Origin of the sequence: Methanogenium marinum (assembly GCF_028912405.1) — an archaeon.
Lineage (GTDB): Archaea > Halobacteriota > Methanomicrobia > Methanomicrobiales > Methanomicrobiaceae > Methanogenium > Methanogenium marinum.
Genome location: NZ_JAKELO010000002.1, coordinates 1,055,009 through 1,080,257 on the forward strand (window position 1 = coordinate 1,055,009; position 25,249 = coordinate 1,080,257).

The following is a 25,249-nucleotide window of genomic DNA, read 5'->3' on the forward strand; positions in this document are numbered from 1 at the left end:
AGAGGAATTATTGTATGAGAGAGGTCACTAGCAGTTTTAATGCAGAGGAGGTGGAGGCCGCAGTCCGCTCCTTCTGGGATACCGACAATATTTACGCACAGGTCAAGGAACAACATGCAGGAAGCCCTCCCTGGTTTTTTGTGGACGGGCCCCCTTACACAACCGGCCACATCCATCTCGGCACCGCATGGAATAAAATACTCAAGGATTCAATTCTGCGGTTCCGACGCATGCAGGGCTTTGACGTCATCGATCGGGCAGGCTATGACATGCACGGCCTCCCCATCGAGGTAAGAGTAGAACAGGAACTCGGTTTCTCTTCCAAAAAGGACATCGAGACCTATGGGATTGACAAATTCATTGAGAACTGCAAGGACTTTGCCATCACCCACAAGGAAATTATGTCTGATCAGTTCCGTGATCTCGGCATCTGGATGGACTTTGACAATCCCTATCAGACCATCACTCCTGATTACGTTGAGGCAGCATGGTGGACGCTGAAGCGTGCAGAGGAGAAGGGACTTCTTGAACGTGGATACCGTGTTGTCAACATTTGTCCCCGCTGTGAAACAGCAATTGCCGACTCTGAAGTGGAGTACTGGGATGAGACAGACCCGTCCATCTTTGTGAAGTTCCCGGTTCAGGACAGGGAAAACGAATTTTTCGTCATCTGGACCACCACCCCGTGGACGCTTCCTGCCAATGTGGCAGTGGCCGTGCGCGATGACTTTACCTATGCCCGCGTTCAGGCAGTCAAAGACGGCAAAGAAGAGATTCTCTGGATCGGTGAACCACTTGTGGAAGAAGTGCTCAGGAAAGGCCGGTATCAGGATTTCACCATCCTTGAAACCGTCACCGGCGATGCACTCATCGGCATGCACTACCGTTCACCGCTGGAGGAGCAGGTGCCTATCCAGAAGAATGTAGAGCACCGGGTTGTCTATGCCGACTTTGTCACAATGGAGAACACCGGCCTCGTGCACATGGCACCGGGCCATGGATGGGATGATTCACTCGTGGGTCAGAAGGAAGGGCTCGAGAGCCTCTGTCCGGTGGACAACGCCGGCATCTATACCGCCAATGCCGGTATCTTTGCGGGTAAATTTGTGAAGGACGCCGACCCGGATGTGATGGATGCCCTCGGAGACTATCTCCTTGCAAAGAAGAAAATTACCCACCGCTATGGGCACTGCTGGCGCTGCAAGACCCCTATCATCATGATATCAACAGAACAGTGGTTCATTGCTATCCCAAAGATAAAAGACCAGATGCTCGCTGAGATCGCCCGGGTAGAATGGCAGCCAGAATGGGCCGGTTCAGCACGGTTCCACGACTTTGTGGCGGGCGCCCGTGACTGGTGCATCTCACGCCAGCGCTACTGGGGCATCCCCATTCCTGTCTGGGAGTGCGACGCGTGCGATGCCCGAAAGGTCTTCGGCACGGTTGCAGAACTCAACGAGGCCGCCGGGACAAATCTCACTGACCCACACCGCCCGTATGTAGACGATGTGACCATCCCCTGCACCTGTGGTGGAACGATGCGACGGGTCACAGACATCTTTGATGTCTGGTTTGATTCGGCAATGGCTTCATGGGCCACCCTCGGATTCCCCCGGAAGACGGCTGAGTTCGAACGTCTCTGGCCTGCGGCGTTCATCACCGAAGGGCAGGACCAGACACGCGGCTGGTTCTACTCCCAGCTGGGCGCCTCGGTGATTGCCTTTGACCAGGCACCCTACAACAAGGTCCTCATGCACGGCTTTGCGCTGGACGCAGATGGCCGCAAGATGAGCAAATCTGTTGGTAACGTGGTCACACCAGAGGAAGTGGTGGAAAAGGTCGGAGTGGACGTCCTCCGCCTCTATCTGCTCTCCGCAAGCGCACCGTGGGACGACCTGAAGTTTAACTGGGAAGGTATCAAGACCACTAACAGAACCATCAACATCCTCTGGAATGTCTACCGCTTCCCGTTGCCATACATGATTCTTGACGCATTTTCACCGGAGACGGCTGCAGATGGCACATGGGACGGAGAATATATCCGGGCACATCTCTCTGAGATGCCGGAAGAGGACCGCTGGATCATCTCACGCGTCAACACCCTTACCGCACAGGTCGGAAAGGATATCGATAACGGAATGCTCCACAAGGCCACCCGCGCCTGCCTCACCTGCATCTTAGAAGATGTCTCCCGCTGGTATGTCCAGCTTGTCCGGCCACGAATGTGGCTGGAAGAAGATGCAACGGAGAAGCGTGAAGCATACGAGACGATGTACTACGTCATGCGGCGCATCTGCTCGGCTCTAGCACCGTTTGCACCACATATCACCGAGAATATCTATGCCAACCTTCGCACAGAGAAAGACCCGATGAGCATTCACATGCTGCCATGGTTTGCAGGCGATGAAACACTCATCGACACCGTCCTTGAAACAGATATGGACGTCATCCGTTCCTTTGACGAGGCAGTAGCAACCGCCCGGCAGGAAGGCGGCCGCAAACTCCGCTGGCCAATCGGAGAGACCTTTGTCCTTACAGACAGCGATGCTGTGGAAAACGCCATCACACAGATGGATGACCTTGCCCGCCAGCGGGCCAACAGCCAGGCCATCACCATTGTCCGCGGTGCATGGGACCGGATGGGATGCTCCGCAGAACCAGTGATGAGGGGTATTGGCCCTGAATTTGGCAAAGACGGTCCAAAAGTGAAGGCAGCAATAGAAGCGGCCGACGCCGCAACCCTGAAGAGAGCGATCGTTGCTGAAGGTGAGGTTTCAGTGGGTGGTTTTACCATCACAGAAAAGCACATCACCTTCTCAGAAAAGATGCCGGATAATATCTTTGCAGCAGAGATGGCAGAAGCCACCGTCTGCGTGGACATCTCCCTCACCCCGGAATTGGAGGGTATTGGATTTTCCCGCGAAGTCGTGCGGAGAATTCAGGAGATGAGACGCCAGCTTGACCTGAATGTCGAAGACTTCATCACAGCAGATGTTGCCATCACAGACACCCGTGTGCGGGGCCTTCTTGCAGGCACCCACGAAGATAATATTGCCGGAGAAGTCAGGGCCACAGCACTTTCCATCACCCCTGCAGCAGGGGAGACCAGAGAAGACGGCCTGACAACAGAATGGGATGTGGAAGGAGTAACAATTTCCATCCACATTCAGAAAAACGAACAGTAAATCGCCAGGTTTCGTATGTTCATATGAGAAATCACATTGTGATTTCCAAAATGAACTATTTTTTTAAAAAAACTCTTCCCGAATCAGTATGAGTGAATATCCTGATAATTCACCTTTGTTTGAGAACGGAAACACACCTTCATTATTCACATATTTTACCAAAAATACGGTAAAAACAAGGGGAGTAAAATTCCTTTTTGACAGGCACATACCACTCAGAAATCCCTATACAATTTCTGATCCGGGTGAAATATCCCATGAATGCAGGATTATCTGAACAAAACAAAGAGCAGGTGGGATGCTGGCCCACCCCCGTGACCTATCTCATCTGATGGGGTGAGTCTTGCAGGGAGGAGCACCCCCTCCCTTGCTTTTCGATTCAGTTGAATGAATGCCCACAGAAAACAGCGAAAAGCCTTTTTTTGAGTCACACATTCATCTCAAACAAGAGAGAGATGTGAGCGCAGCCAGGCATCCCCTTCGGGTTCACCAAAGAGTGGAAGAGCATCATCCTGCACAACTACCCGGCGGGTTGTGGTGACCTTCTCATCAGTGACCGGATTATACCCCTCTTTTATGATTTCTGTGCGATAACAGGCAATGCCGCGCCGTTCCCAGGCAGGGGTTTTTGCAAGATTGATACCGCGTCCAAACATCATCTCGTGCATTCCGGGGCCCTTCATCCCCCGAAGGACACGCGCAGCCTGTACTGCCGTCATTCCTTCATCAATGAGTGCATGCTGACAGTAACCATTGATGTGATTGCGCCATGCTTCCCGCTGACGCATTGCCATGTAGGCAATGGTCGCCGGGACGTCTGCAACAATGACCCGCGAGTCAAACGCCACCGGTGTATCCAGACGAAGGGCGAGCGTGAGAGCACTTGCTGCATATGAGGCGCAGACCGAATCAATTTTTTCCACCCTTCCGTTGAACGGCACACGGGGAAAGAAGAGGGAGATCTCGTCAGAGAAGGTGTAGGCGAACGATGGTTCAAGGCCGGATGACGAGAGCAACTGCTCGGATACCACCGCCATGGCGTCTGAAAACCTCCGATCATAGGGCTTTTCAAACCCCATATCACGAGTAAAACGGTGAAAAGCCCGCCCATCAAGCCGGACGACAAATGGGGGGAAGATTGAAAGTTTGCTGAATATTTCCCGGTCCTGCATACTTGTCATCTCCGGGTTCTTCTGGATCAAGGAGCCCCCACCCACCCATCCGGAACCATCAGTCCTCAATAGTTTCAGACCGGGTCATTCCTGCAAGGTGACGAATAATAACAATGTCCCCAACAGCCCGGATTATGCGGTACGGGATCTTAACCCCCTTGAAATTCGTGAGTTCAAGCACTTCACGATTCACGTTCCCCAACGCAAGTGATTCCATCTTTTTTGTATCGACATTGATGATAACATCGTCCACATCACCCACGTAGACGGCGTTTTCGGTATACACCTTCATCCCGAACAATTCGGTTATTGCGCTCTTCATCGTAATCATTGGAAGATATAATCATTAAATATTAAAAATATAGTCCATTCATATGGACGGTTCTTTTGAAATCGGAAAACTGGCAGGTATTCCAATAAAGATTCACTATACCTTCTTTTTGATCATTCCGATCTTTGCCATCATCATCGGAACTCAGATTGAGTTGACCGTAAGCCTCGTAGAACAGGTATTCGGCCTCACAGAACCAATTGACACATCACTTATCACAGAGGGTTTCATGCCATATATCCTGGGCGTGCTGGTCTCATTCCTCCTCTTTGTGGGTGTATTTCTGCATGAAATGGCCCATTCGGTGGTCGCTCTCCACAAGGGCATGAAGGTCAGTTCTATCACCCTCTTCATCCTGGGAGGCGCTTCAGAAATTGAAACCGAGGTCTCACCCCGGCCGCGGGACGAGCTCCCTATGGCCATCGCAGGCCCACTGATGAGTCTTTTTATCGGACTTGTCTCTGAAGGAATCGCCTACGCAAGCCTCATTTCCATCCCGGACCCCGCAGTTGCAGGCCTCTTCTTCTACATCTTCGGGTATCTGGGCTTGCTCAATATCATCCTCTTCGCCTTCAATCTCCTGCCTGCATTCCCCATGGATGGAGGGCGGGTGCTCCGCGCCCTGCTTGCTATCTGGCTTCCGATTGAAAAGGCGACACGCATTGCAGCAGAAATCGGGAGGGTGGTTGCTATAATATTCGGCATTATCGGCCTGATTTCCTTTAACGTCATCCTCATCCTGATTGCCGTATTCATCTATCTCGGCGCCGGACAGGAAGTGACGATGATCCGGTATACACAGTTGCTTGCAGGCGTAACCGTCCGGGATGCAATGACCACACCAGTGACCACAGTGTCCCCGGAGATGCCGGTCACAGACGCAATGGATCTGATGTATTCCACCCGCCACCTCGGATTTCCGGTACTGGAACACGGCAACCTCGCAGGGATGGTCACTCTGCATGACATACAGACGGCCTCTGGTATCGACAGAGATGCCCTTCAGGTCCGCGACATCATGACACAGGAGGTCATCACCATCAAACCCGAAGATGACCTCTACGATGCCCTTAAAATCCTTGCACCCAACACCATCGGCCGGATACCCGTCGTCGAGAACGGAGAGGTGACAGGTATTGTCACCAGAACAGATATTCTCAAACTGATGGAGATACGGGAAGTGAGCGGCACCAAAACCGTCCAGAGTCTGCTTAAACCATAGGAGCAGTGCAGAAAAACAGTGCTCACACCCTTTTTTTCAGAACGTAAGATACGGGTCAAGCGGCGTCTCGCCGGCTATCTCCTGAAATGCGGCCAGAGACACAAACGGCCGTTTGGTGATGATGGACGCGGCCCGTTTCTTTCCAACTCCCGGAAGATACCGAAGTGCTGCTGCAGGCAGGGTATTGATATTGACCGGAACCGACATGGCAGTCAGCGACCGCCGCCCGTGATCACAGACGGCAGCATCAAGCACGGTTCCTTCAGAAATCTCTGCGGGTATGCCCGTAAGGATGGGATATGACCCCATCTGCCGTCCAAATGAAATTCTGCCGGATTCCTCAACAAAAATATCGCGCAGCAGTGTGCCTGCCGGAAATACCCGCTGCAGCATAGGGGTGTCAAACGTCTTGCGCACATGCTCACGGAAGGTGCGGAACCGGGCATCATGCTCACCAAGCGTATTATTTTCCCATGCCTTCGTGCCTTCAAAAGGCATCAGCTGGCGGATATTGACCCGGCGCACCAAAAGACCGGATGCAAGAAGTTCCTCAAGGAATGCCTCGTTTTTATCATACGTCTCTTCTGTCTCACCGGCAAGGCCGCAGACAAAGTTCAGGCCCGGAAGAAGATGGGGGATACCCCTGTCCCGGATGCCCCCTACTTCGTTTACGATGCGGATCGCGTCCATCATCATCGTGGAGTCTGCCTTGAGGTTATTTGCAGCGACCACAGCGGGATCTGCGGTCTCCATGCCGAAGGCGGCAACGTCCCCTGCTGTATGATAGCGGACGATAACAGAAAGAGCCTCCCGGGCAGCGTCCGGGTTGCGGGCAATGGTGCCGGGATTGACATTGTCGATGTGCAGAGTCCGGAGGTCGGGTGCTGCCTCCCGGATACCGGCGAAGAGTGACTCGAGTGCGGTTACATCAGGTGCAGGAAATTCCTTTTTTCCCTTCGTCCCGTAGGCAAGAATATCCGGCTGGCGTCCGAGGCGGAAGTGCACCGCCCCGTGGCTGGCAAGAGCAGCAATCTCAGCATGAACGTCTTCTGCCGGGCGATATTGTGGCAGACCGTAAAACGGTTCCGTGCAGAACGAACAGCCCCCGGTCACCGCCCGGGAACAACCACGGGCAGTCTCAATTTCACATATGAGCCACGGAAACCGGGGATGGTCAGAGATAATGCCACTCCCTGCAACAAGCCAGCGCGAAAAATCAGGATAGGAGAGGGTTCCCTCAGGGCTTCCACCGGCAAGAAGATGTGCAAGTGCTGCCGGAACGTCCCCTTCCAACAGGTGGTCAAACCCGGAGATGGCCTGCCGAACGGCGACAGAACCTCCACCCGGACTGTAACCGAAGGTGACCGGTCCCCCAAGAACGGTCACAGGACCATATAGCGTGGCCGCTACCTGCCGAATCTCGGTCAGGGTAGCAGGTGTGCCGGCAAAATAGGTACCTGGCACAGTGACCCCTGCAATCATCACCACAAGGGCTGCACGGTCAAGCAGTGTGAATAGGGATGAATCTACTCTCAGCTGATCGATGGTCAGGTAGCGGACATGATATCCGGCTTCGGTGCAGACGCCTGCCACCGCCCGTATATTCGGGGAGATGTAGGGCGAAACACCCAGACATGCCGGTTCATCGACATACCCATCAACAATCCAGGCTTCAGGCGGATCAGATATCATGGCCAATAAGGGCAAGCAAGTCCCGCGCCCAGATAAGTTTTCCCTGTTTCATCGGCGGAACCGACCGGTCGTCAAGATCGAATCCGGCAAACCGTACCTCTGCCGCCCCAAGGGCATCCGCTGCAAAAGCTGCCCGGTCACCATCAGTAAACCCGCCCCAGTTATGCACATGACCAAAAGGCCGTGTCTGGCAGGTTAGGACCAGTGGTCCCTCAAACCGTGGCACCCAGTTCCGGAGAAGCGCCATATTGTCCCCATGCCCGTGTACTACCATCACGCATCCCTCGCGGTTCATCTCAAAAAACGAGTCTTCAGCACCGTCCAGGTCAGTAAATACCACATCCGGCAGAATTCCTGCTTTGAAAAGAACATCGGCTGCGGCATCAGCTGCGAGGACGGTTCCCACAATGGAGCCTGTCTCACGAATCAGGGAGGGAGCATTACCACATACGGTGACAACCTCTCCTTTGATGCGTTTCGCAAGCAGCACGGAATCATCAACACACGAAAGAGTGGAAAGCAGACGGGCCGCCTCCTCATCCCCCTCCCGTTCAAAGCCGAACGTTTCGCAGATAGCGGTGTAGTGAGGTTCCCAGTCCTCAAACTTCATTCGGTTCCTCTTCCTCTACACCGACAATCTCCATGAAACGGTGAAGAATAGGATCGATGATGAGATCCAGCAGGACATCCTTGTTGCGCGCCATCGTAAAGACGCTCAGGGGAATATTGGCAGCACCCATACCGGAATGCCCGCCTGCCTCACCGATCTCACCAAAGGCTTCCTCCATCGCCTGTCCAATATTAAGGCGCAGGTCCTTATTGCGGGATGAAAAGGAGATCAGCTGATCGGTGATGCCATAAACCACTGCGGTGTTGACACCTTCCAGCTGAATGAGCATATCTGCGGCCTGTGGTATGGCGTCACGGTTGCGCACATAGCCAACATTGGAGAAGAGATAACCGGAAACAATCTTCCGGTTCCGTATTGCTGCACCCATCACCTCAAGTGTCTCCTGCGAGACCGACTGAGAGGTGATCTTCGCCAGAAGTTCATTATCCGTCAGGGGCAGAAGGAAGGCAGAAAGAGTGAGGTCAAGAGGAGAGGTATTGCGGCGGAAACCACGCGTATCGGCCATTATTCCGTAAAAAAGGGCAGTTGCGACGTTTTTATCCACCAGAACATGCAGTTCCTGCATATACTGGGTCATCATACTCGCTGTCGCACCCATATCCGGCCGGCGGTCGAGGAAATCGTATCCGTTTTTTACATCATCGTTTGGATGATGATCGATGACAATATTGATCCGGTCATCTTTTGCAAGTGCATTGTTGATTCCCGGGCCCGGTGAATCGACAATGGCGAGATAATTGCATTCTCCAAGTGCTTCCGGGGAGATACGGTCCATCCGGATATCCAGCAGATTCACAAATGCACGGTTCTCCTGATGGCCAATCTTCCCATCATAAAGAATCCGGCATTCGAGATTTCCTTTGGATGCCGCCTTTCCAAGAGCACAGAGTGCCATTGCACTGGAGATAGTATCAGGATCCGGATTTGTATGCGTCACAATACCCAGTGTGCCCCGCCAGGAGGCGAGCAGTTCAAAGAGTTTATGCGCCTGCCGCGAAGACTGAAGTTTGCGTGCATGGTGCACAGCTTTTTTGGCAAATACCTCCTGCGGGTGAAGCACCACGTCGGCGCCCACCGCATCATAGATATCTTTCCCTCCGGAATCTACCGCACGTGCGATGATGTAGGCCGCAGGATTTACCTCTTTTATCGTCCGCACCGCTGAGAGATTTGCCTTTTGCTCACTGGATAGGACAAATGCAACTTTTGGAACCGGAATGTCTTTCAGCATATCCTTGTCGCTGATATCCCTGCAGAACGCCTCATATTTCTGGTCACGGAGATCCTGCACCTTCTTCTCATCCTGATCAATGATGATGATATCATCAGTCTCCTTGAGAAGTTCGTATAGCACATTGTACCCGATACTGCCGCACCCGAGTATCAGGTAATCCACCGATGACGCCAACTGAGATCCATTAGGAAGATTCTCCGGCATGATACCACAAGTTTCTGTTTTTATAAGAATAATAAGGATAGCCGAAAAGTATATCGTGATGAACTTACAACATTAGCTGTTCACTTTACAGGGGCCAGTAGCTTAGTCAGGAAGAGCGCCGGACTCTTAATCCGGCGGTCAGGGGTTCAAATCCCTTCTGGCCCGCTAACGATTTCTTTTGTTGTTTTAACTGATTATTGAAGATTATCAATATTCAGACATCTGGATTATTTCTGCGTGGTCCAAGTCTCAATGCAAAAGAGAGGGCATACAAATTCACTTTCCAATCATGAGAAGCATCTCCTCAAGACTGGGATAGCGCGATTCAATCCCCCGGAGAGTCCCCCCTGCAGAGGCAACAGCCGCAGTCACGGAATTGAGGTCATCCATACTCTCAGCAATGACCACATACTCCCCGCTTTCCTCTTCAAAACTGAGCGAATGGGGCAGGGCAGAAGGATCTGCTGTGACAAAACGAATATGGTAAGATAGGGAACCAAACTGTTCTCTAAGCTCATCCATTGTCCCGAAGGCGGCGATCTTTCCCTGCCGAAGGATGAGCACACGGTCACAGATTTCCTCAACCTGATAGAGATTATGGGCCGAGAGAAGGATCGTCTTCTGCATGGTGTCACGCAGATGTGCAAGATAGCCGATGATGTAGCGCGAGGTCATCGGGTCCAGCCCGGACGTTGGTTCATCATAAATCAGGAGAGACGGTTTGTGCAGCAGAGAACGGGCAATCGCAACCTTGCGCCTCATCCCTTTCGAAAGTTCACCGATACGCTTCCCCTGAGGATCAAGCTTGAGTGAAGATAACAGTTTATCGCTCCGGATACGACACTCGTCTGCAGGAATGCCATAAATATCCCCAAAAAATCTGAGATAGCTCTCCACCGTCATTGTCTCATACAACCGGGACTCCTCCGGGAGATACCCCAGCATCTCCTTCAGGCGTGCGGGGTTGCGCCTGACATCGATGCCCTCGATTACAAGGTCGCCTGCGGTCGGCTGAATCAGGCCTGCCATACACTTCAGAAGCGTTGTCTTCCCTGCACCATTGTGCCCGATGATCCCAAATATACCCGGATCATCAAAGGAGAAACTTACCTCATCCAGTGCCCGGAATGTGCCGTAATCTTTTACCAGTCCCCGTGCCTCAATCATGTAATCACCGATGGTAGAGTGCTTGGAAGTTATATGATTTAATCCCCGGGGTCAGATAAAATCCTCTGCCACATATTCCCCTGCCAGGGTGCCAATCAGGCTATTTACCAGAAATATACCGTTATTTTCCCTCATGAGCGGTGCCAATACTTAAAATAGGATTGACTGCCATCTCAGGATAAGAATGCTGCCGCCACTGCGCCAGATACTGACCATCGGCAAATGGGAGGTGCGCCGCTCTGCAACCACCATGCCGCGTGAAGTTCTTCCGGTAGCGGTAGTGCTATTCATCCTCCTCATTGTGGTGACCGGGTACACACAGGAGAGTGGGATTCACCTTCAGGACCGGATGTATACGGCAGGTGTCAATTCAGCGGATACCGGCGCCATCATCCTCGGAGACCCACGGTTTACTATCTACCTGGGAACCGCGGGAGATACCGACCTCACCATCTCCCCGCCAGACGTACGGTGGGGAGATACCGATCGGGGCAAAGCCGCCCTGAAGGCCTTCCAGACCGACTATAACCGATATCAGACGGCGCAATATAACCGCGAAGACGACCTATTCGCCGCATACCCTCTCTGGATCGATGTTCAGTATGTCAGGAGCGAGCTTGATTTCACCGCAACCGAGGCAGGAACCGGCGTATCAGGCGCTCCAAACCCCTATGTAAACCCAGTCCCCGACCGTCCGGTGCAGGTGGTTGATGAACCATCTGCAGATATCGGATATACCAAAGAAGAACTCAGGTCCGAACTGGTCGGAACAGAAGGCGAAGACAGCACGGTTGCGCGCTATACCGATGTGGTCGCAGGAGAGGGAGCACTGGGCGACTTCAAAACCCCGTCCCAACTCACTCCGCCCCTGCCCTTCGACGCCATTGTGCTGGTCTTTGTCTTCATTTTCCCCCTCTACTTCACCTCACAGTTCTACATGATGTCGGTGATGAACGAAAGAATAGAACGGAGGGGAGAAATTCTCCTCTCAAGCCCGCTTCGGCCGTCAGCCATTGTCATTGGAAAGATGCTGCCCTATCTGGTAGTGATGATCGTGGTAACCACCATCCTCTCCCTTACCACCGGTGAGACTACAATCGTCCTTGCGGCCGTATTTCCCGTCATCCTCTTCTTCCTTGCAGCAGCTCTTCTCATCGGAATGGCCGCACGGAGTTTTAAAGAACTCTCGTTCATATCCATCTTTTTCTCGACTGTCGCAACATCGTATCTCTTTTTCCCGAGCATCTTTGCAAATATACATGTCATCTCCCTCATCTCCCCTCTGACTCTAATCATCTATGCGATTGAGGGTACCCCTTTCACACTCGCCAATTACTTCTACTCCACCTTCCTGTTCTGGGTGACAGCAGCGATTCTCTTTGCAATATGCATCATCAACTTCAATGAAGAACGCCTCTTCACCCTCCACCCCCTGCGGGAAAAGGTGCGGGAGTACATCGGGAGCGCTGTCTCAGAGAAATATCCGTTTGTCTCACTCTTCGGAATTACCCTCTTTTCCATCCCCTTTGTGCTGATGGCACAGCTGATGCTCCTCGTCCTCCTCTTCAATCTCCCAATGCCATTCTCTCTCGTTGTCCTCATCTTTGCGGCGGCATTCATCGAGGAGTGGGCAAAATCAATCGGCATCTATGCGATTGCTGTGGAACGGCCGGCATTTCTCACGTGGAGAAATGTCATCTTCGCATCCCTTGCCGTGATGGCCGGGTTCTTTCTGGGCGAGAAACTGCTCCTCTTTGCAACCCTCGCCCAGATCTCAGAGTCAATCTTTGGCGCGGCCCTCTTCTCCAGCCTCCAGGTGCTCTGGATGCCTCTCACCCTGCACTTCACCGGCGCCTTCATCACCATATCTCTGCTAAAAGTATTCGGAAAGAGAGTCTACCCCCTGGCACTGGTTGTGGCATCCCTCGTCCATGGAATGTATAATCTCTACTTTATCACAGGAGGATTCTGAAAATGGACCTGCGGCACATCTACGTCATCACAAAAAAGGAGTTGAGGTCCATCAATGCCGAGAAGACGATCATCCTCGCAATCCTTCTCCAGCTATTCATTGCGATGTTTTCATCATTTCTCATCGTCGGTCTTGCTGCAATGTATGACCCGGATGCCCTCTCGGAATACTCCCGGCAGCAATATTCAGTCGCCTACACAGGGTCAGCATCACCACTGGAGGAGCTGCTGCGGGAGAGCGGGGACTTTGTTGTCTATGAGATGGACCTTGCAACCGCGGTTACCGCTCTTGAGGAACGCAAACTCAGTGCGGTTATCTGGGTACCGGATACGGCCCCGGATGCGAACGACCCCGTAAAAATCACCCTTTACACCATCAAAAACGACATCCAGTCATCGGTCGTGAACAGTAAACTGAGAGATGTCTTTGTCACATACGAAGAGAGTCTGCGTGACATCCGGGGAGACCGCATCTCATCAGACCCCATCGTGGTGAACCTGCCGCCGGATGTGCCCGGCACAAACTTCTATGAGTTTGTCTACGGACTTCTCATCCCCCTCCTCATCTTTATGCCTGCCATCATTTCAGCGGCACTAATAATCGACATGATCACAGAGGAGTTCCAGCATGACACCATCGAAACCCTCATCTCCACACCCATCACCTTCGCCGAGATGGTTTGGGGCAAAGTAGCCGCCTGTTTTGTGATTGTGCCGGTGCAGGCAGCCCTTTGGATTGCTCTGATGGTGATAAACGGCATATATGTGGCAGGCATTGTACCAATTCTTCTGCACGTGAGTGTGGCATCGCTTCTTATGATCCTCCTGTCCACCTTTGTGGCCCTGCACTACCGGGAACGGACCAGTGCCCAGTTCATCTTTTCAACAGCCCTTGTGGTGGTCTTAATAGGCGTCCTCTCCCTCCCAGCAAACCCGGCAAATCTGATTGTCCTCCTCTCCATTGGCGCTGTTGGGGGGGAGCACTGGATAGTTTTTGCCGTGATGATTGGCGTTCTTGCTCTGGGAATTGCCGCACTCAACCGGTATATGCATGTGGTGGAGAAGACGGCCCTGCAGTGAGCAGGCATACCATAGAATTAAATATCATTTCATGAAAGGGGGAGTCTGATCAGAATGAAATGGTTTGCACTTCTTCTTATGGCCTGCACGATTGCTGCAGGTGTTGTCTTTCCGGCAGCGGCCCAAGTCGTGACACTGCCGATTGCAGGCATTGCCCAATATGATGTCTATACCAATGTGGATGTGGCCGATATCTACTTTAACGGCGAATATATGGGCAGGACCTCATCCGGGTATCTTCAGGTGATCGTCAACACACCTGCATCATACACACAGGCGATGGCATCCCGTGCAGGGTATAACAATGCCTATGTAAACCTGCCATCCGCTTCACCGGGAGGAATATATTCCGTCAGTCTCACCCTGACGTCCATCACACCATCATACGGCACCCTCTCAGTAACCTCGTCCCCAACCGGCGCTTCCATCTATGTCGATAATGTATATCAGGGACTCACCCCACAGCAGATTAGCCTCACAAACAACCAGTATACGCTCCGGCTGGAGCACAGCGGTTACAACAGCTACACCCAGAAAGTCTATGTCTATGGCGGCCAGATTACGACCGTGAGTGCGTCTCTTGTTCCGTCCACCTCATACGGGACCATCTCGATTTCCAGCTCACCGTCTCAGGCGAATGTATATCTGGATGGGAACTTCCGCGGCACAACCACCCAGACGATAAGTGGCCTCACCGCAGGCTCATACTTTGTCGAACTCACAAAACCCGGTTACCAGGACTGGACCGGGTCAGTACGGGTCTATGCCAGTCAGGTCACCTCCGTCTCCCCGGCACTGGTGCCGGTGAAGTCACCAACAACAGGCGCCCTCTCAGTCACATCAAACCCATCCTATGCCGCTGTCTACCTGGACGAAACCTATGAAGGACAGACAGCACCCGGTACGCCGTTTATTATCAGCGATGTCACCGCAGGCAGCCATACTGTGATGGTTCGCCTCTCCGGCTATGATGATTCAGTCTCGACAGTCACAGTTAACTCCGGTCAGACCACCACGGTGAGTGCTGAACTCTCTCCCTCAGGCACCGGATATGGGACAATCTCTGTTACATCCTCCCCAACCGGTGCGGAGGTGTATGTCAATAATGCAAAGGTGGGAATAACCCCCGTCACCTCAAATGAGGTACAGCCCGGATCATATACCGTGACCATCCGCCTTTCAGGCTACACGGAATGGTCATCAGTTACTGAGGTGACAGCAGGCTCAACCTCATCTGTCTCAGCAAGCCTCTCACCTCTCCCCAAGCAGTCACCCTTCTCCCTCCTGCTTCCCGCCAGTGCACTTATGGCACTGGGCGGTTTTTTCCTCTGTAGAAGGGAGCACAGGAAAGACTGAAAGCAGATCATTTTCCTACCTTATTTCACTCATATTAGAGCATTTTTTTGAAAATCGGAACAATTTTTTTATTTTGCCAATTAAAAAACAGCAGATTATTTATATCCGGCAAAATAATCGTTCAATGATCATCATGATACGAAAATTTTACGTGCTTATCATAAGCATGCTCATCATCGCTGCTGCAGTCCCTGCTGCACTGGCTGAACTCCCCCTGGGTCCCAGCATTGGCGGTGACCAGGGATGGTATGACATCTACACCAATGTCGATGGTTGTTCCATCTACTTTGACGGAGAATACAAGGGAGTAACCACAGGTGGAGTCCTGAGTGTCGGAGTGTATTCCACCGCAGCTCCATACAGCACCGTGAGGGCGGAAAAGTCCGGCTACTCGTCTGCATCAAAGTCTCTCCCTGCAACACCAAGTCCGGGAGAACACCAGTCTGTCTACCTGACGTTAAACCCAAATACACCCACAACCGGAAACATCCAGGTAAGCTCCTCACCATCCGGTGCAGCAGTCTATGTGAACAGCGTTTACTATGGTACAACCCCGCACACAGTCTATAATCTCCCTGCCGGAAATAACGACCTGAGGCTCACCTACTCAGGGTATAATGATTACCGTGACACAGTCAAGGTCGTCGCAGGACAGACAACCACCACCTATGCTACCCTCCAGTCACAGGTGACCTATGGTACGCTCTCTGTCACAAGTTCCCCATCAAATGGAAACATCTACCTGGACGGGGCATACAAAGGCACAACCCCACGGACAATAGGCGGTCTCTCCCAGGGTGCACATACCCTTGAAGTCACCATGCCCGGATACCAGGAATGGGCAAACACCATCCAGATCCACTCAAACCAAGTGACCTATGCAACGGCAACACTCGCCGCAGACCCACAGTCAACAACAGGTTCCATCTCTGTTACCACAAACCCGTCGTATGCCTCAGTCTATATTGACAGCGTCTACTACGGCACAACCAACCCGGGAAATGCACTCCTTGCAAATAACATTGCAGCAGGCAGTCACTCTGTGAAAGTCACCCTCTCAGGATATGATGACTCAGTCTCGACAGTGACTGTCAACTCCGGCCAGACCACAACCGTGAACGCAAACCTTGGCGGCGGTGCAACCGGAAACGGTGCAATCACTATCACATCATCACCAACCGGTGCCACGGTTCTGCTGAACAATGTGAACAAGGGCATCACTCCGGTAACACTCAGTGATCTGACCCCTGGTGGCTATACTGTCACTCTTGAGCTCTCCGGATACACCACCTGGTCTGAAGTGGCTCAGGTGAACGCCGGTGCAACATCAACGGTTTCGGCAAACCTTGCCCCAACACCTACTTCCACCCAGAGTCCCGCACCCATGCTTGCAGTGATCGGTGCCCTCGGTGCCTGTGCAATGATTCTTGCTGCACGCAAACAAGAATAATCACATCTTTTTTTTTCACCCGGTACGTGAATCTGTATCGTTATATCATACTGAGAACAAGAGTAGTGGTAATGAAGGTATTCGTCATCTCTCCGGGAATGTACACGTATGGTGCAATGGTCATTGCAGGCATCGTTCGTGATGCAGGACATGAAGTGACACTCACTCGCACGCTTGAGGCATCGCCAGGAGAAACGGTGTTTCTGAGCCTGTATTCCACACAGAACCTGATGGACGATGCACTCAAATCTTTTATTTCCACATACCGGAAGACGGGAGGCAGAGTTTATGTGGGGGGACCAGTCTCTGCCGTGCCGGACATGGTTCTTGGTGAACTTGCCCCGGACGCGGTCATCTGCGGCGAGGGAGAAACAGGGGCACTTGCTGTCTTAGAGGACGGTGTATCTGCAGCAGTACCGGGAATCGCCTTCATGGGTCCGGACGGAATCGTATTCTCCGGCCCGGCACCGCCCTGTCAGGTTTCCCGCCCACTGCCCTTCATCCCGTCCGATATCGCCACGCAGGATATACGGGGAGCATCGGCTTATATCGAGACACAACGGGGTTGTATCGGCGCCTGCACCTTCTGCCAGGTGCCCCGGTTCTTCGGGCGTGATATCCGTTCACGACCACTCGACGAGATCCTTGCGGAGGTACAGGCGTTCAAAGGTGCAGGCGCAAAGCGGCTTTCCGTCTCCGGTGGGACAGGATCACTCTATGGATATGCAGATGGGAAACTGAACGATGAAGCCTTTGCAGAACTCCTGCAGGGGATGGCCGGAATCATGGGCCAAAAGAATGTCTCATCCCCCGACATCCGTGTGGACTGCATCTCTGACACCGTCCTTGACGCCATCCGCGACTATACGATAGGCTGGGTCTTCTTTGGACTGGAGTCTGGCAGCGATCGGGTGCTGCGTCTGATGGGAAAGGGGGCGACTGCAGCACAGGCAGGTGAGGCGATTGAGGCATGCCGGGCACACGGTCTGCATGTCGCAGGGAGTTTCATTGTGGGATATCCCACCGAAACTGCTGCAGAATATGAAGAGACCAAAGACTTCATCGCACAATATGCTCTTGACGATGTATTCATCTCCACAGCAGAACCTATTCCCGGCACCCCGCTTGCAGACCTTGCTCTGCGGACACCGGATGCTGAGAATCCTGCCTTCGCTCCACATACAGGAGAATACAAATCCCTGCATCTGACAGAAGCAGAGGCACGGTCTTTTGACCTCAGGATGCATGCAGATCTGTTTAAACCGGGCCTGCATGTTGTGACAGACCAGATATTTAACGCATACCTTGCGGAAGTGAGAAAGGACGGAGATACGGTCAGACGGGCAACGAAATTAATCCGCAGGTATGCCTGAACGATCACCGTTCTGAAGATCTTTTTCTGTTTTTTTCATTTTTTAGCGCCCTGAAACTTCCAAACATTTCAGAGAGGCACACCCCACACCCACGGCACATATTTACCCGATCACGCCACACTACGCAGATAATGGCAGGCAGATATTTCATCGCGGATGCATACACCTCCCAGCCCTTTGCCGGCAACCCGGCAGGAGTCTGTATCACCGACACACCCGTAACAGACAGATGGATGCAGGATGTCGCCCGTGAGATGAACCTCTCAGAGACAGCATTCCTCTCCAAAACAGAAGATGGCTGGGACATACGGTGGTTCACGCCACAGGTTGAAGTCACCCTCTGCGGACACGCCACCTGTGCTGCCGCCCATATACTCGTGCAGGAGGGGGAGGAAGAGGAGGGTACAGACATTCGATTTTCCTCCCGTGGCGGCCCACTCATAGCGGCATCAGAACCGTGTACATCAGGAGACACCGGGGGGAGCCAGTCTCTGAATATGGGCACCGTCACCCTGACTTTTCCCGCCCTGCCGGCAACACCCGCACCCGTTCCGGACGGACTGGAGAAAGCACTCGGCGTACCGGTGGAAGACTTCTGTATCTCGTCAATGGACTGGCTGGTACGGACCGGCGGTGCGATGATGGTCGAGGCAGCAGAACCCGATATGGCAGCGATTGCCGCCATGCCACCACGAGGCATCATCCTCACCGGCGCTGCTGATGGCGGACGCTATGACATCGTCTCCCGGTTCTTTGCCCCAAAAATCGGGATACCTGAAGATCCGGTGACAGGCTCTGCCCACTGCGTCCTCGGGCCATACTGGCAGCACCTCACCGGCCGAAACCGGTTCCACGCCTTCCAGGCATCCCGGCGGGGAGGGGAACTGATAGTGGAGGTACTGGAAGAAGGCAAAGGCGGGGACAAAACCGAAGAAGGTACCACCGGTAGGCGGGTGATTCTCACCGGAAATGCAATAACGGTGATGAAAGGGACACTCACATGAGCAGATGCCGGATGCGGATACCAGGGAAACCGGTGAGCGGAGGACACTGCAAAAAATTCGGAGAGAGAACAAATGAGATGTAAATTTTGGGAGAAACGTGGCTGGCCATATCTCATCGGCGGAGCTGTGGTGGTTCTGCTTGTTATCGGCGGCACCATGCTTTTGGACACCGTCACTGAAAATCCATACCAGGGATACCAGAACGGTACAGAAAATAAAACCACAATAATCACCATCCAGATTGCACCCACCCTGGAAGACTGCACCGGTGTCGGGCCACAAAAATGTATGCTCATCCGCGAGATACCGGCCCCGGAAGACGGCGGCTGGGAACTCTTCTACGACCAGATTGAGGGATTCACATATGCAGAAGGATATTTGTGGACGCTCCGGGTGAACGTGACAGAAGTCGAAAACCCACCAGCCGATGCACCAGACCTGCGGTATGAACTGATTGAAGTGATGGAGAAGAAACCAACATTATGAACGAAAAAGACCATTCACACCAAAATCCACAGGTTTTTCATCTCAATATTTAAATAAACAAAAATGGGTCTCGCCCCCGGCATCTATGAACAGCTCATCAATGAGTACATTGCAGAAAAACGGAATGAACCTGCAGCCGATTTATCGGAATACTCCTGCGAGAGCATTCTGAAATTTGACACCACAACACTCATATCATTATATCTCACCCGGATATTCAGGAAATCATTTGCTTCCCTGAAGGAATCATCAGATTCTGTAGATCTCCAGATACATACCGCAAATGCCCTCATTGAAACTCTCGCTCAGAAGACCGGTGACGCCTCACTCAATCGGTGCCGTATTGGAGAAGATGGTGAAGTCCTCCTCTCCATCATTGACAAATCGCATACGGCACAGTATCAAAACCTCACCATCACCCGCCCTGAAACATCACTCTCCCTGAGTTCTCTTTTTACCGGATCCCACATTGAACCTAGCATGGTGGGAGAACTCAAAAAAGAGATCCAGTCTGCAGACAGAATCGACATTCTGGTCTCATTTGTGAAGTGGAGCGGCATCCGCCTCATCATGGATGAATTGCGTGAATTCACACAACGGGGAACACTTCGCGTGATAACCACATCCTACATGGGTGCAACCGATCTCAAAGCGGTCGCCTTTCTGTCATCCCTTCCACAGACCACAGTACAGATATCATATGATACAAAGCGGACCCGTCTGCATGCGAAAGCATACTATTTCAAGCGTTACTCAGGATTTTCAACTGCCTATGTAGGTTCTTCAAACCTCTCAAATGCTGCCGTTACAAGTGGTCTTGAATGGAATGTGAAACTCACGGCACAGGATGCCCCTGATATCATGAAGAAAATGGAGGCGACCTTTGAGACATACTGGAATGACCCGGAATTTCATCAGTATCGACCGAAAGAAGATGAAGATATTCTGAGAACGGCATTACAGAGTGAACATCAGAGAAACACAGACGAAGTATTCATATCTCCCTTTGATATTCAGCCCTATTACTATCAGAAAGAGATCTTAGAGAAGCTGCAGACTGAACGAACGCTTTTTGGCCGCACCAAAAATCTCATCGTTGCCGCCACAGGCACAGGGAAAACCGTCATTGCGGCCTTTGATTACAAGGCATTTGCACAGACACATGCCAGACACCCCCGCCTTCTCTTTGTGGCACACAGAGAAGAGATTCTAAAACAGAGTTGTGCCACATTTCGCGGTGTTCTTAAGGATCAGAATTTTGGAGAACTCCTGACCGGTCACCACATGCCAACGCAGAAAGACCACCTTTTTGTCTCCATCCAGAGTTTTAACAGCAGGGAACTCTACAAAGAAACGCCCCCCGATTACTACGACTACATCGTTGTCGATGAATTTCATCACGCTGCTGCACCCTCATATGAACAATTACTTTCGTATTACACACCCCGGATTCTCCTTGGACTCACCGCAACGCCTGAACGAATGGACGGCCTCGACATCCTCTCCCACTTTGATGGGCGGGTTGCTGCAGAGATTCGCCTCCCGGAGTCAATTGACCGGAAACTGCTCGCCCCGTTCCATTACTTTGGTGTCGCCGATGGCGTTGACCTGGATCAGATCCGCTGGATGAACGGCGGATATGACAGAGGGGAGCTGGACCATCTGTTCACCGGAAATACCGAACGTGTTGCAACCATTCTCGGAGCACTCGACCGGTATGTGGCAGACATAAAAGGCGTCATCGGACTTGGATTCTGTGTGACGGTGAACCACGCAGAGTACATGGCACAGGCATTCACGGATGCAGGCATTCCATCGGCATCTCTCCATGCAAAGAGCACGCATGAAGAACGAAATACTATTCAGAAGCGCCTTGTCAACGGTGAAATCGTCTTCATTTTTGTCGTAGACCTCTACAACGAAGGAGTGGACATTCCAGAGGTGAACACCATCCTCTTCCTTCGTCCAACAGAAAGTCTGACGGTATTTCTCCAGCAGTTGGGACGTGGACTCCGCCTGGCTGATGGAAAGGAATGCCTCACCGTCCTGGACTTTGTGGGACACCACCGGGCACAGTATAAATGTGCCGAACATCTGGAGGCACTACTCTACCAGTCCTGCAAATCACTCCAGAGGCAGGTGACAACAGGGTCATTCTTCCTCCCGAAAGGATGCAATATTCACCTTGAACGTGTGGCACAAAAGCACATACTCCAAAATATTGATGACTCAATTCAGAATAAAAAACGTCTCATTGCAAAGATACGAAATTATGAAGGCCAGACCGGGGAAAAACTCACCCTCTCTGCATTTATGGATTATTTCGATCTCACGCCCCGCGAAATATATGAGAAGGGAACATTTCAGGAGCTGTGCTATGCCGCGGGGACCGGGGAAAAACCGGATAAAAATACCGCTAAACTGCTCAAAGATGGTATTCTTCGCCTTCTTCCGTCTAATTCATCATCATTCCTCTCGTTTTGTGCCGGATTCTTCCGGGCACACACACCCCGGCCCTGTGCGTCACTCACTGAACGGGAAAAACAGCAGTATGCCATGCTCTATTATACCTTCTACACACGGCCCTACGAGGAGACCTTCGTCTCACTGCACGAACCATTTGCAGAATTCGGTGCGCATCCATGGATGACAGAAGAGGTGCGAACCATCATCGCGTATCTCTCTGCACATCTCTCAGTCATGGAAAAACCCCTCGGCCTTTCATCATGGACACCACTCTCCCTGCACGGGGTCTACACCCGCGACCAGATCTTTGCAGGACTCGGGCAGTTTACCGCCACCACCAAACCGGCAAGAGGGCAACGGGAGGGAGTGGTCCATCTTGTGGAGAAAAACCTCGATGTCTTCTTTATCAACCTCAACAAAACCGAGGAAGACTATTCACCCACGACCATGTACGAGGATTATGCAATCAATGATGAACTCTTCCACTGGCAGTCGCAGAGCACCACATCTGTTGAATCACCTACAGGACAACGCTATATTCACCACGCCGAACAGGGGACACAGGTGCTTCTCTTTGCACGGGAGAATAAGAAGAAAAATGGCCGTGCCGAACCCTACACCTGCCTTGGGACAGCTACCTACGTCAGGCACGAAGGCAGCCGGCCGATGAGTATCATCTGGAAACTGGACGTGCCGATGCCGCCCCGCCTTCTGGAGAAGGCACTGAAGATGAGTGTGTGAACCGTCATCCCTACCGTGCCGGTTCTCCCCCACCAACACTCATAAATGCTCCACCGCCCTAAACACGATCGTAGCACATGCCGAAATCAGGATTTCCATTTTTCTTCCGGCGTATCACACTCATCACAGCTATTGCTGTCTGCCTCATCCTTTCCTGCATTGCCTGTGGGTGCACCTCCTTTTCCTCCGGAACGGATGATGATGGATACCAACCCTCCACTTTTGAGCCGACCATCCGCCCGACCCACATCCCCATCCCATCCCCGACAATTGTCTGTGAACCGACGGATAACCTGACAGCGGCAGCAGTTTAGGGTTAAGGAGTGTGGGCACCGGCGGCATCCATGATGGTCACACCTTCTACCAACCAACCCCACTAACACTCACCGGTATCATCTTTCCTATCAGACAGAACCATCCCCTCTGTTCAGCAGTTTGCTATTCAGGTGGTATTTGATGCGAAAAAAGAGAGAGGAGTTACTCCTCCAGTGTCGAGAGGTCTCCGGGGTCCATCCCCAGCTCCTGAGCTTTTAAGACCCGTCGCATGATCTTGCCGCTGCGGGTCTTTGGAAGCGATTCCACGAAATCAATTGCCGAAGGCATCGCAATCGGGCCGATACCCATCCGCACGTGGTAGATGAGATCAGACTTCAGTTTCTCTGTGGGTGTGTGCCCATCAACAAGGATGACAAAGGCCTTCACCATCTGGCCTTTCACCGGATCAGGGAGACCAACAACAGCTGCCTCTGCCACCGCCTCATGGGAAACAAGCGCACTCTCTACTTCCGCCGTCCCTATGTTGTGGCCGGAAACGATGATGATGTCATCTGATCTCCCGAGTATCATGATGTAGCCATCCTCATCCTTTACCGCGAGGTCACCTGCGGTATAGTAGCCGTTAATCGTTTCCCAGTATGCACGGTAGCGGGCATCGTCATTATTCACCGCCCGCATCTGTGAAGGCCACGGTTCCTTTATGACAAGCAACCCACCTGTCCCAGGCTCAACGGGGTTGCCCTTTGCATCGACAACATCGGCAACCACACCAGGAATTGGTCGACCGGCAAATCCCGGTTTCATTGGTTCTCCAACCATCGTTGTGATCATATGCATCCCCGTTTCGGTCTGCCACCAGGTGTCAAGGATGGGACAGCGGTTCTTCCCGATGACCCGGTAATACCACTCAAACGCCTCAGGGTTGAGGGGTTCACCAACCGAACCGATGACCCGCAGGGAGTCGAGATTGTATTTATCCGGCCACTCTTCTCCAACCCGCATAAACATCCGGATGGCCGTTGGGGCAGTATAGAAAATAGTCACCCCGAAGTCCTCGATGATGCGCCAGAAGATGCCGGGGTCAGGGTAGTCCGGCACGGTCTCGGTGATCAGAACTGTCGCACCCACGGAGAGCGGCCCGTAGACGATGTAACTATGGCCGGTGATCCATCCGGGGTCAGCCGTACACCAATGGACATCCTTCTCCTTCATATCAAATACATATTTTGTCGTATAGTAGGCACCGACCATGTATCCCCCACAGGTGTGAACAATGCCCTTCGGCTGGCCAGTCGTCCCGCTGGTATAGAGAATAAAGAGAGGATCTTCCGCGTCCATCACGGTTGCCTCACAGGTTTCATCCCCGCTTTCCAGTACCTCGTAGAAGTCCACCTCCATCTCACTGAAGAGTTCAGGGCCCGGATCAGACCGGCGGAGGACGATTATCTTCTCCACCGTTGGGGCATTGACCACCGCTTCGTCAACAATTGCCTTCAGTGCCACGCGTTTGCCGCGACGGTATCCGACATCTGATGTTATAACGAGTTTTGCTCCAGAATCACGAATGCGGGAGTTCAGTGCTCCTGCCCCAAACCCTCCATAAACGATGTTATGAACCGCACCGATTCTCGCACACGCCAGAAGTGCCACAATATGTTCAGGCACAAGCGGCATGTAAAGACAGACTGTATCCCCCTTTTCAATACCCATCTTTTTGAGGGCACTGGCAAATCGCATAACCTGCCGGTGAAGCTGCCGGTAGGTAAGCACCCGCTCTTCCCCTTCTTTCTCACCCCGCCAGATGAGAGCCACCTTGTTGCGCCGCCCATCTTTCACATGCCGGTCAAGGCAATTGTGAGTGATATTGAGTTGTGCATTTGTGAACCACTCCGCGTACGGAGGGTTCCACTTCTTCACGTGGTCCCACTTCCTGAACCAGTCGAGTTCATCCGCGATCCCTTCCCAGAATCCATCCGGATCACGGAGAAATCGCTGATATTCAGTATCATAGTCACCGATCCACGACTGTTCACGAACTGAAGGATCAGGAAGGTACACCGTTTCTTCGAGTTTTACATCAAATGAACCTGGCATGATATTCCACCCACATGATTAATCATGTATATTTTTTGTTGCGTTGATCCCTCCCTCCCGGGTATGGCTACCGAAAAAGGAGAAATAGCGTGCCAATGCAATGCACTGCTACAC

Annotated in this window: 19 protein-coding genes and 1 tRNA gene; 13 read left to right on the forward strand and 7 right to left on the reverse strand. The window is 52.4% G+C overall.

Annotated features, from left to right (window positions below):
• The first annotated feature begins 14 nt into the window (after positions 1–14).
• Both ileS and L0665_RS05515 read left to right on the forward strand, forming a co-directional pair.
• A complete protein-coding gene (gene ileS, locus L0665_RS05510; RefSeq protein ID WP_274924699.1) occupies positions 15–3,185 on the forward strand; it encodes an isoleucine--tRNA ligase in 3,171 nt (1,056 codons plus the stop codon).
• 88 nt (positions 3,186–3,273) lie between these two features.
• Positions 3,274–3,462 carry a hypothetical protein gene (locus L0665_RS05515; protein WP_274924700.1) on the forward strand — a complete coding sequence of 63 codons (189 nt, stop codon included), beginning with the start codon at positions 3,274–3,276 and terminating at the stop codon, positions 3,460–3,462.
• A 163-nt stretch (positions 3,463–3,625) separates the two neighbouring features.
• Here L0665_RS05515 and L0665_RS05520 read toward each other — a convergent pair whose 3' ends face one another.
• Positions 3,626–4,366 (reverse strand): tRNA(His) guanylyltransferase Thg1 family protein, encoded by a 741-nt coding sequence (locus tag L0665_RS05520; RefSeq protein WP_338036419.1) that lies wholly within the window; start codon positions 4,364–4,366, stop codon positions 3,626–3,628.
• Between the two features lie 49 nt (positions 4,367–4,415).
• Positions 4,416–4,688, reverse strand: a complete 273-nt coding sequence (locus L0665_RS05525) for a PRC-barrel domain-containing protein (RefSeq protein WP_338036420.1) — start codon at positions 4,686–4,688, stop codon at positions 4,416–4,418.
• 43 nt (positions 4,689–4,731) lie between these two features.
• On the opposite strand from L0665_RS05525, the gene L0665_RS05530 reads away from it, so the two are divergent.
• Positions 4,732–5,910 carry a CBS domain-containing protein gene (locus L0665_RS05530; protein WP_274924701.1) on the forward strand — a complete coding sequence of 393 codons (1,179 nt, stop codon included), beginning with the start codon at positions 4,732–4,734 and terminating at the stop codon, positions 5,908–5,910.
• 36 nt (positions 5,911–5,946) lie between these two features.
• On the opposite strand, the gene L0665_RS05535 is transcribed toward L0665_RS05530, so the two are convergent.
• From L0665_RS05535 to L0665_RS05545, 3 genes are read right to left on the reverse strand one after another with little or no spacing between them, the layout of a single operon-like run.
• Positions 5,947–7,602 (reverse strand): radical SAM protein, encoded by a 1,656-nt coding sequence (locus L0665_RS05535; RefSeq protein WP_274925726.1) that lies wholly within the window; start codon positions 7,600–7,602, stop codon positions 5,947–5,949.
• The gene (locus L0665_RS05540) at positions 7,592–8,212 is read right to left on the reverse strand and encodes a 6-hydroxymethylpterin diphosphokinase MptE-like protein (RefSeq protein WP_274924702.1); all 621 of its coding nucleotides are present in this window, start codon (positions 8,210–8,212) and stop codon (positions 7,592–7,594) included. The genes L0665_RS05535 and L0665_RS05540 overlap by 11 nt, the downstream gene beginning before the upstream one ends.
• On the reverse strand, positions 8,202–9,671 hold the full coding sequence (locus L0665_RS05545; protein ID WP_274924703.1) for a DHH family phosphoesterase: 1,470 nt from the start codon (positions 9,669–9,671) through the stop codon (positions 8,202–8,204). The genes L0665_RS05540 and L0665_RS05545 overlap by 11 nt, the downstream gene beginning before the upstream one ends.
• A gap of 91 nt (positions 9,672–9,762) precedes the next feature.
• Here L0665_RS05545 and L0665_RS05550 point away from each other — a divergent pair.
• A tRNA-Lys gene (locus L0665_RS05550) sits at positions 9,763–9,836 on the forward strand.
• Positions 9,837–9,947: 111 nt separating this feature from the next.
• Here the strand turns inward: L0665_RS05550 and L0665_RS05555 are convergent.
• A complete protein-coding gene (locus L0665_RS05555) occupies positions 9,948–10,838 on the reverse strand; it encodes an ABC transporter ATP-binding protein (RefSeq protein ID WP_274924704.1) in 891 nt (296 codons plus the stop codon).
• Between the two features lie 184 nt (positions 10,839–11,022).
• On the opposite strand from L0665_RS05555, the gene L0665_RS05560 reads away from it, so the two are divergent.
• From L0665_RS05560 to L0665_RS05600, 9 genes are all read left to right on the forward strand, one after another.
• A complete protein-coding gene (locus L0665_RS05560; RefSeq protein WP_274924705.1) occupies positions 11,023–12,810 on the forward strand; it encodes an ABC transporter permease family protein in 1,788 nt (595 codons plus the stop codon).
• Between the two features lie 2 nt (positions 12,811–12,812).
• Positions 12,813–13,889: an ABC transporter permease gene (locus L0665_RS05565; RefSeq protein WP_274924706.1), complete on the forward strand. Its 1,077-nt coding sequence runs from the start codon at positions 12,813–12,815 to the stop codon at positions 13,887–13,889.
• Positions 13,890–13,943: 54 nt separating this feature from the next.
• On the forward strand, positions 13,944–15,245 hold the full coding sequence (locus L0665_RS05570; protein ID WP_274924707.1) for a PEGA domain-containing protein: 1,302 nt from the start codon (positions 13,944–13,946) through the stop codon (positions 15,243–15,245).
• A 133-nt stretch (positions 15,246–15,378) separates the two neighbouring features.
• Positions 15,379–16,695 (forward strand): PEGA domain-containing protein, encoded by a 1,317-nt coding sequence (locus L0665_RS05575; RefSeq protein WP_274924708.1) that lies wholly within the window; start codon positions 15,379–15,381, stop codon positions 16,693–16,695.
• 71 nt (positions 16,696–16,766) lie between these two features.
• Positions 16,767–18,068, forward strand: a complete 1,302-nt coding sequence (locus L0665_RS05580) for a methyl-coenzyme M reductase glutamine C-methyltransferase (protein WP_274924709.1) — start codon at positions 16,767–16,769, stop codon at positions 18,066–18,068.
• Between the two features lie 131 nt (positions 18,069–18,199).
• The gene (locus L0665_RS05585; RefSeq protein ID WP_274924710.1) at positions 18,200–19,072 is read left to right on the forward strand and encodes a PhzF family phenazine biosynthesis protein; all 873 of its coding nucleotides are present in this window, start codon (positions 18,200–18,202) and stop codon (positions 19,070–19,072) included.
• Positions 19,073–19,144: 72 nt separating this feature from the next.
• Positions 19,145–19,558, forward strand: coding sequence for a DUF4377 domain-containing protein (locus L0665_RS05590; RefSeq protein ID WP_274924711.1), 414 nt, complete (start codon positions 19,145–19,147; stop codon positions 19,556–19,558).
• Between the two features lie 63 nt (positions 19,559–19,621).
• Entirely contained in the window at positions 19,622–22,765 is a 3,144-nt protein-coding gene (locus tag L0665_RS05595) for a DEAD/DEAH box helicase (protein WP_274924712.1), read from the forward strand.
• Positions 22,766–22,842: 77 nt separating this feature from the next.
• The gene (locus tag L0665_RS05600) at positions 22,843–23,079 is read left to right on the forward strand and encodes a hypothetical protein (protein WP_274924713.1); all 237 of its coding nucleotides are present in this window, start codon (positions 22,843–22,845) and stop codon (positions 23,077–23,079) included.
• Positions 23,080–23,242: 163 nt separating this feature from the next.
• Here L0665_RS05600 and acs read toward each other — a convergent pair whose 3' ends face one another.
• Positions 23,243–25,135: an acetate--CoA ligase gene (acs, locus tag L0665_RS05605; RefSeq protein ID WP_274924714.1), complete on the reverse strand. Its 1,893-nt coding sequence runs from the start codon at positions 25,133–25,135 to the stop codon at positions 23,243–23,245.
• Positions 25,136–25,249 lie beyond the last annotated feature (114 nt).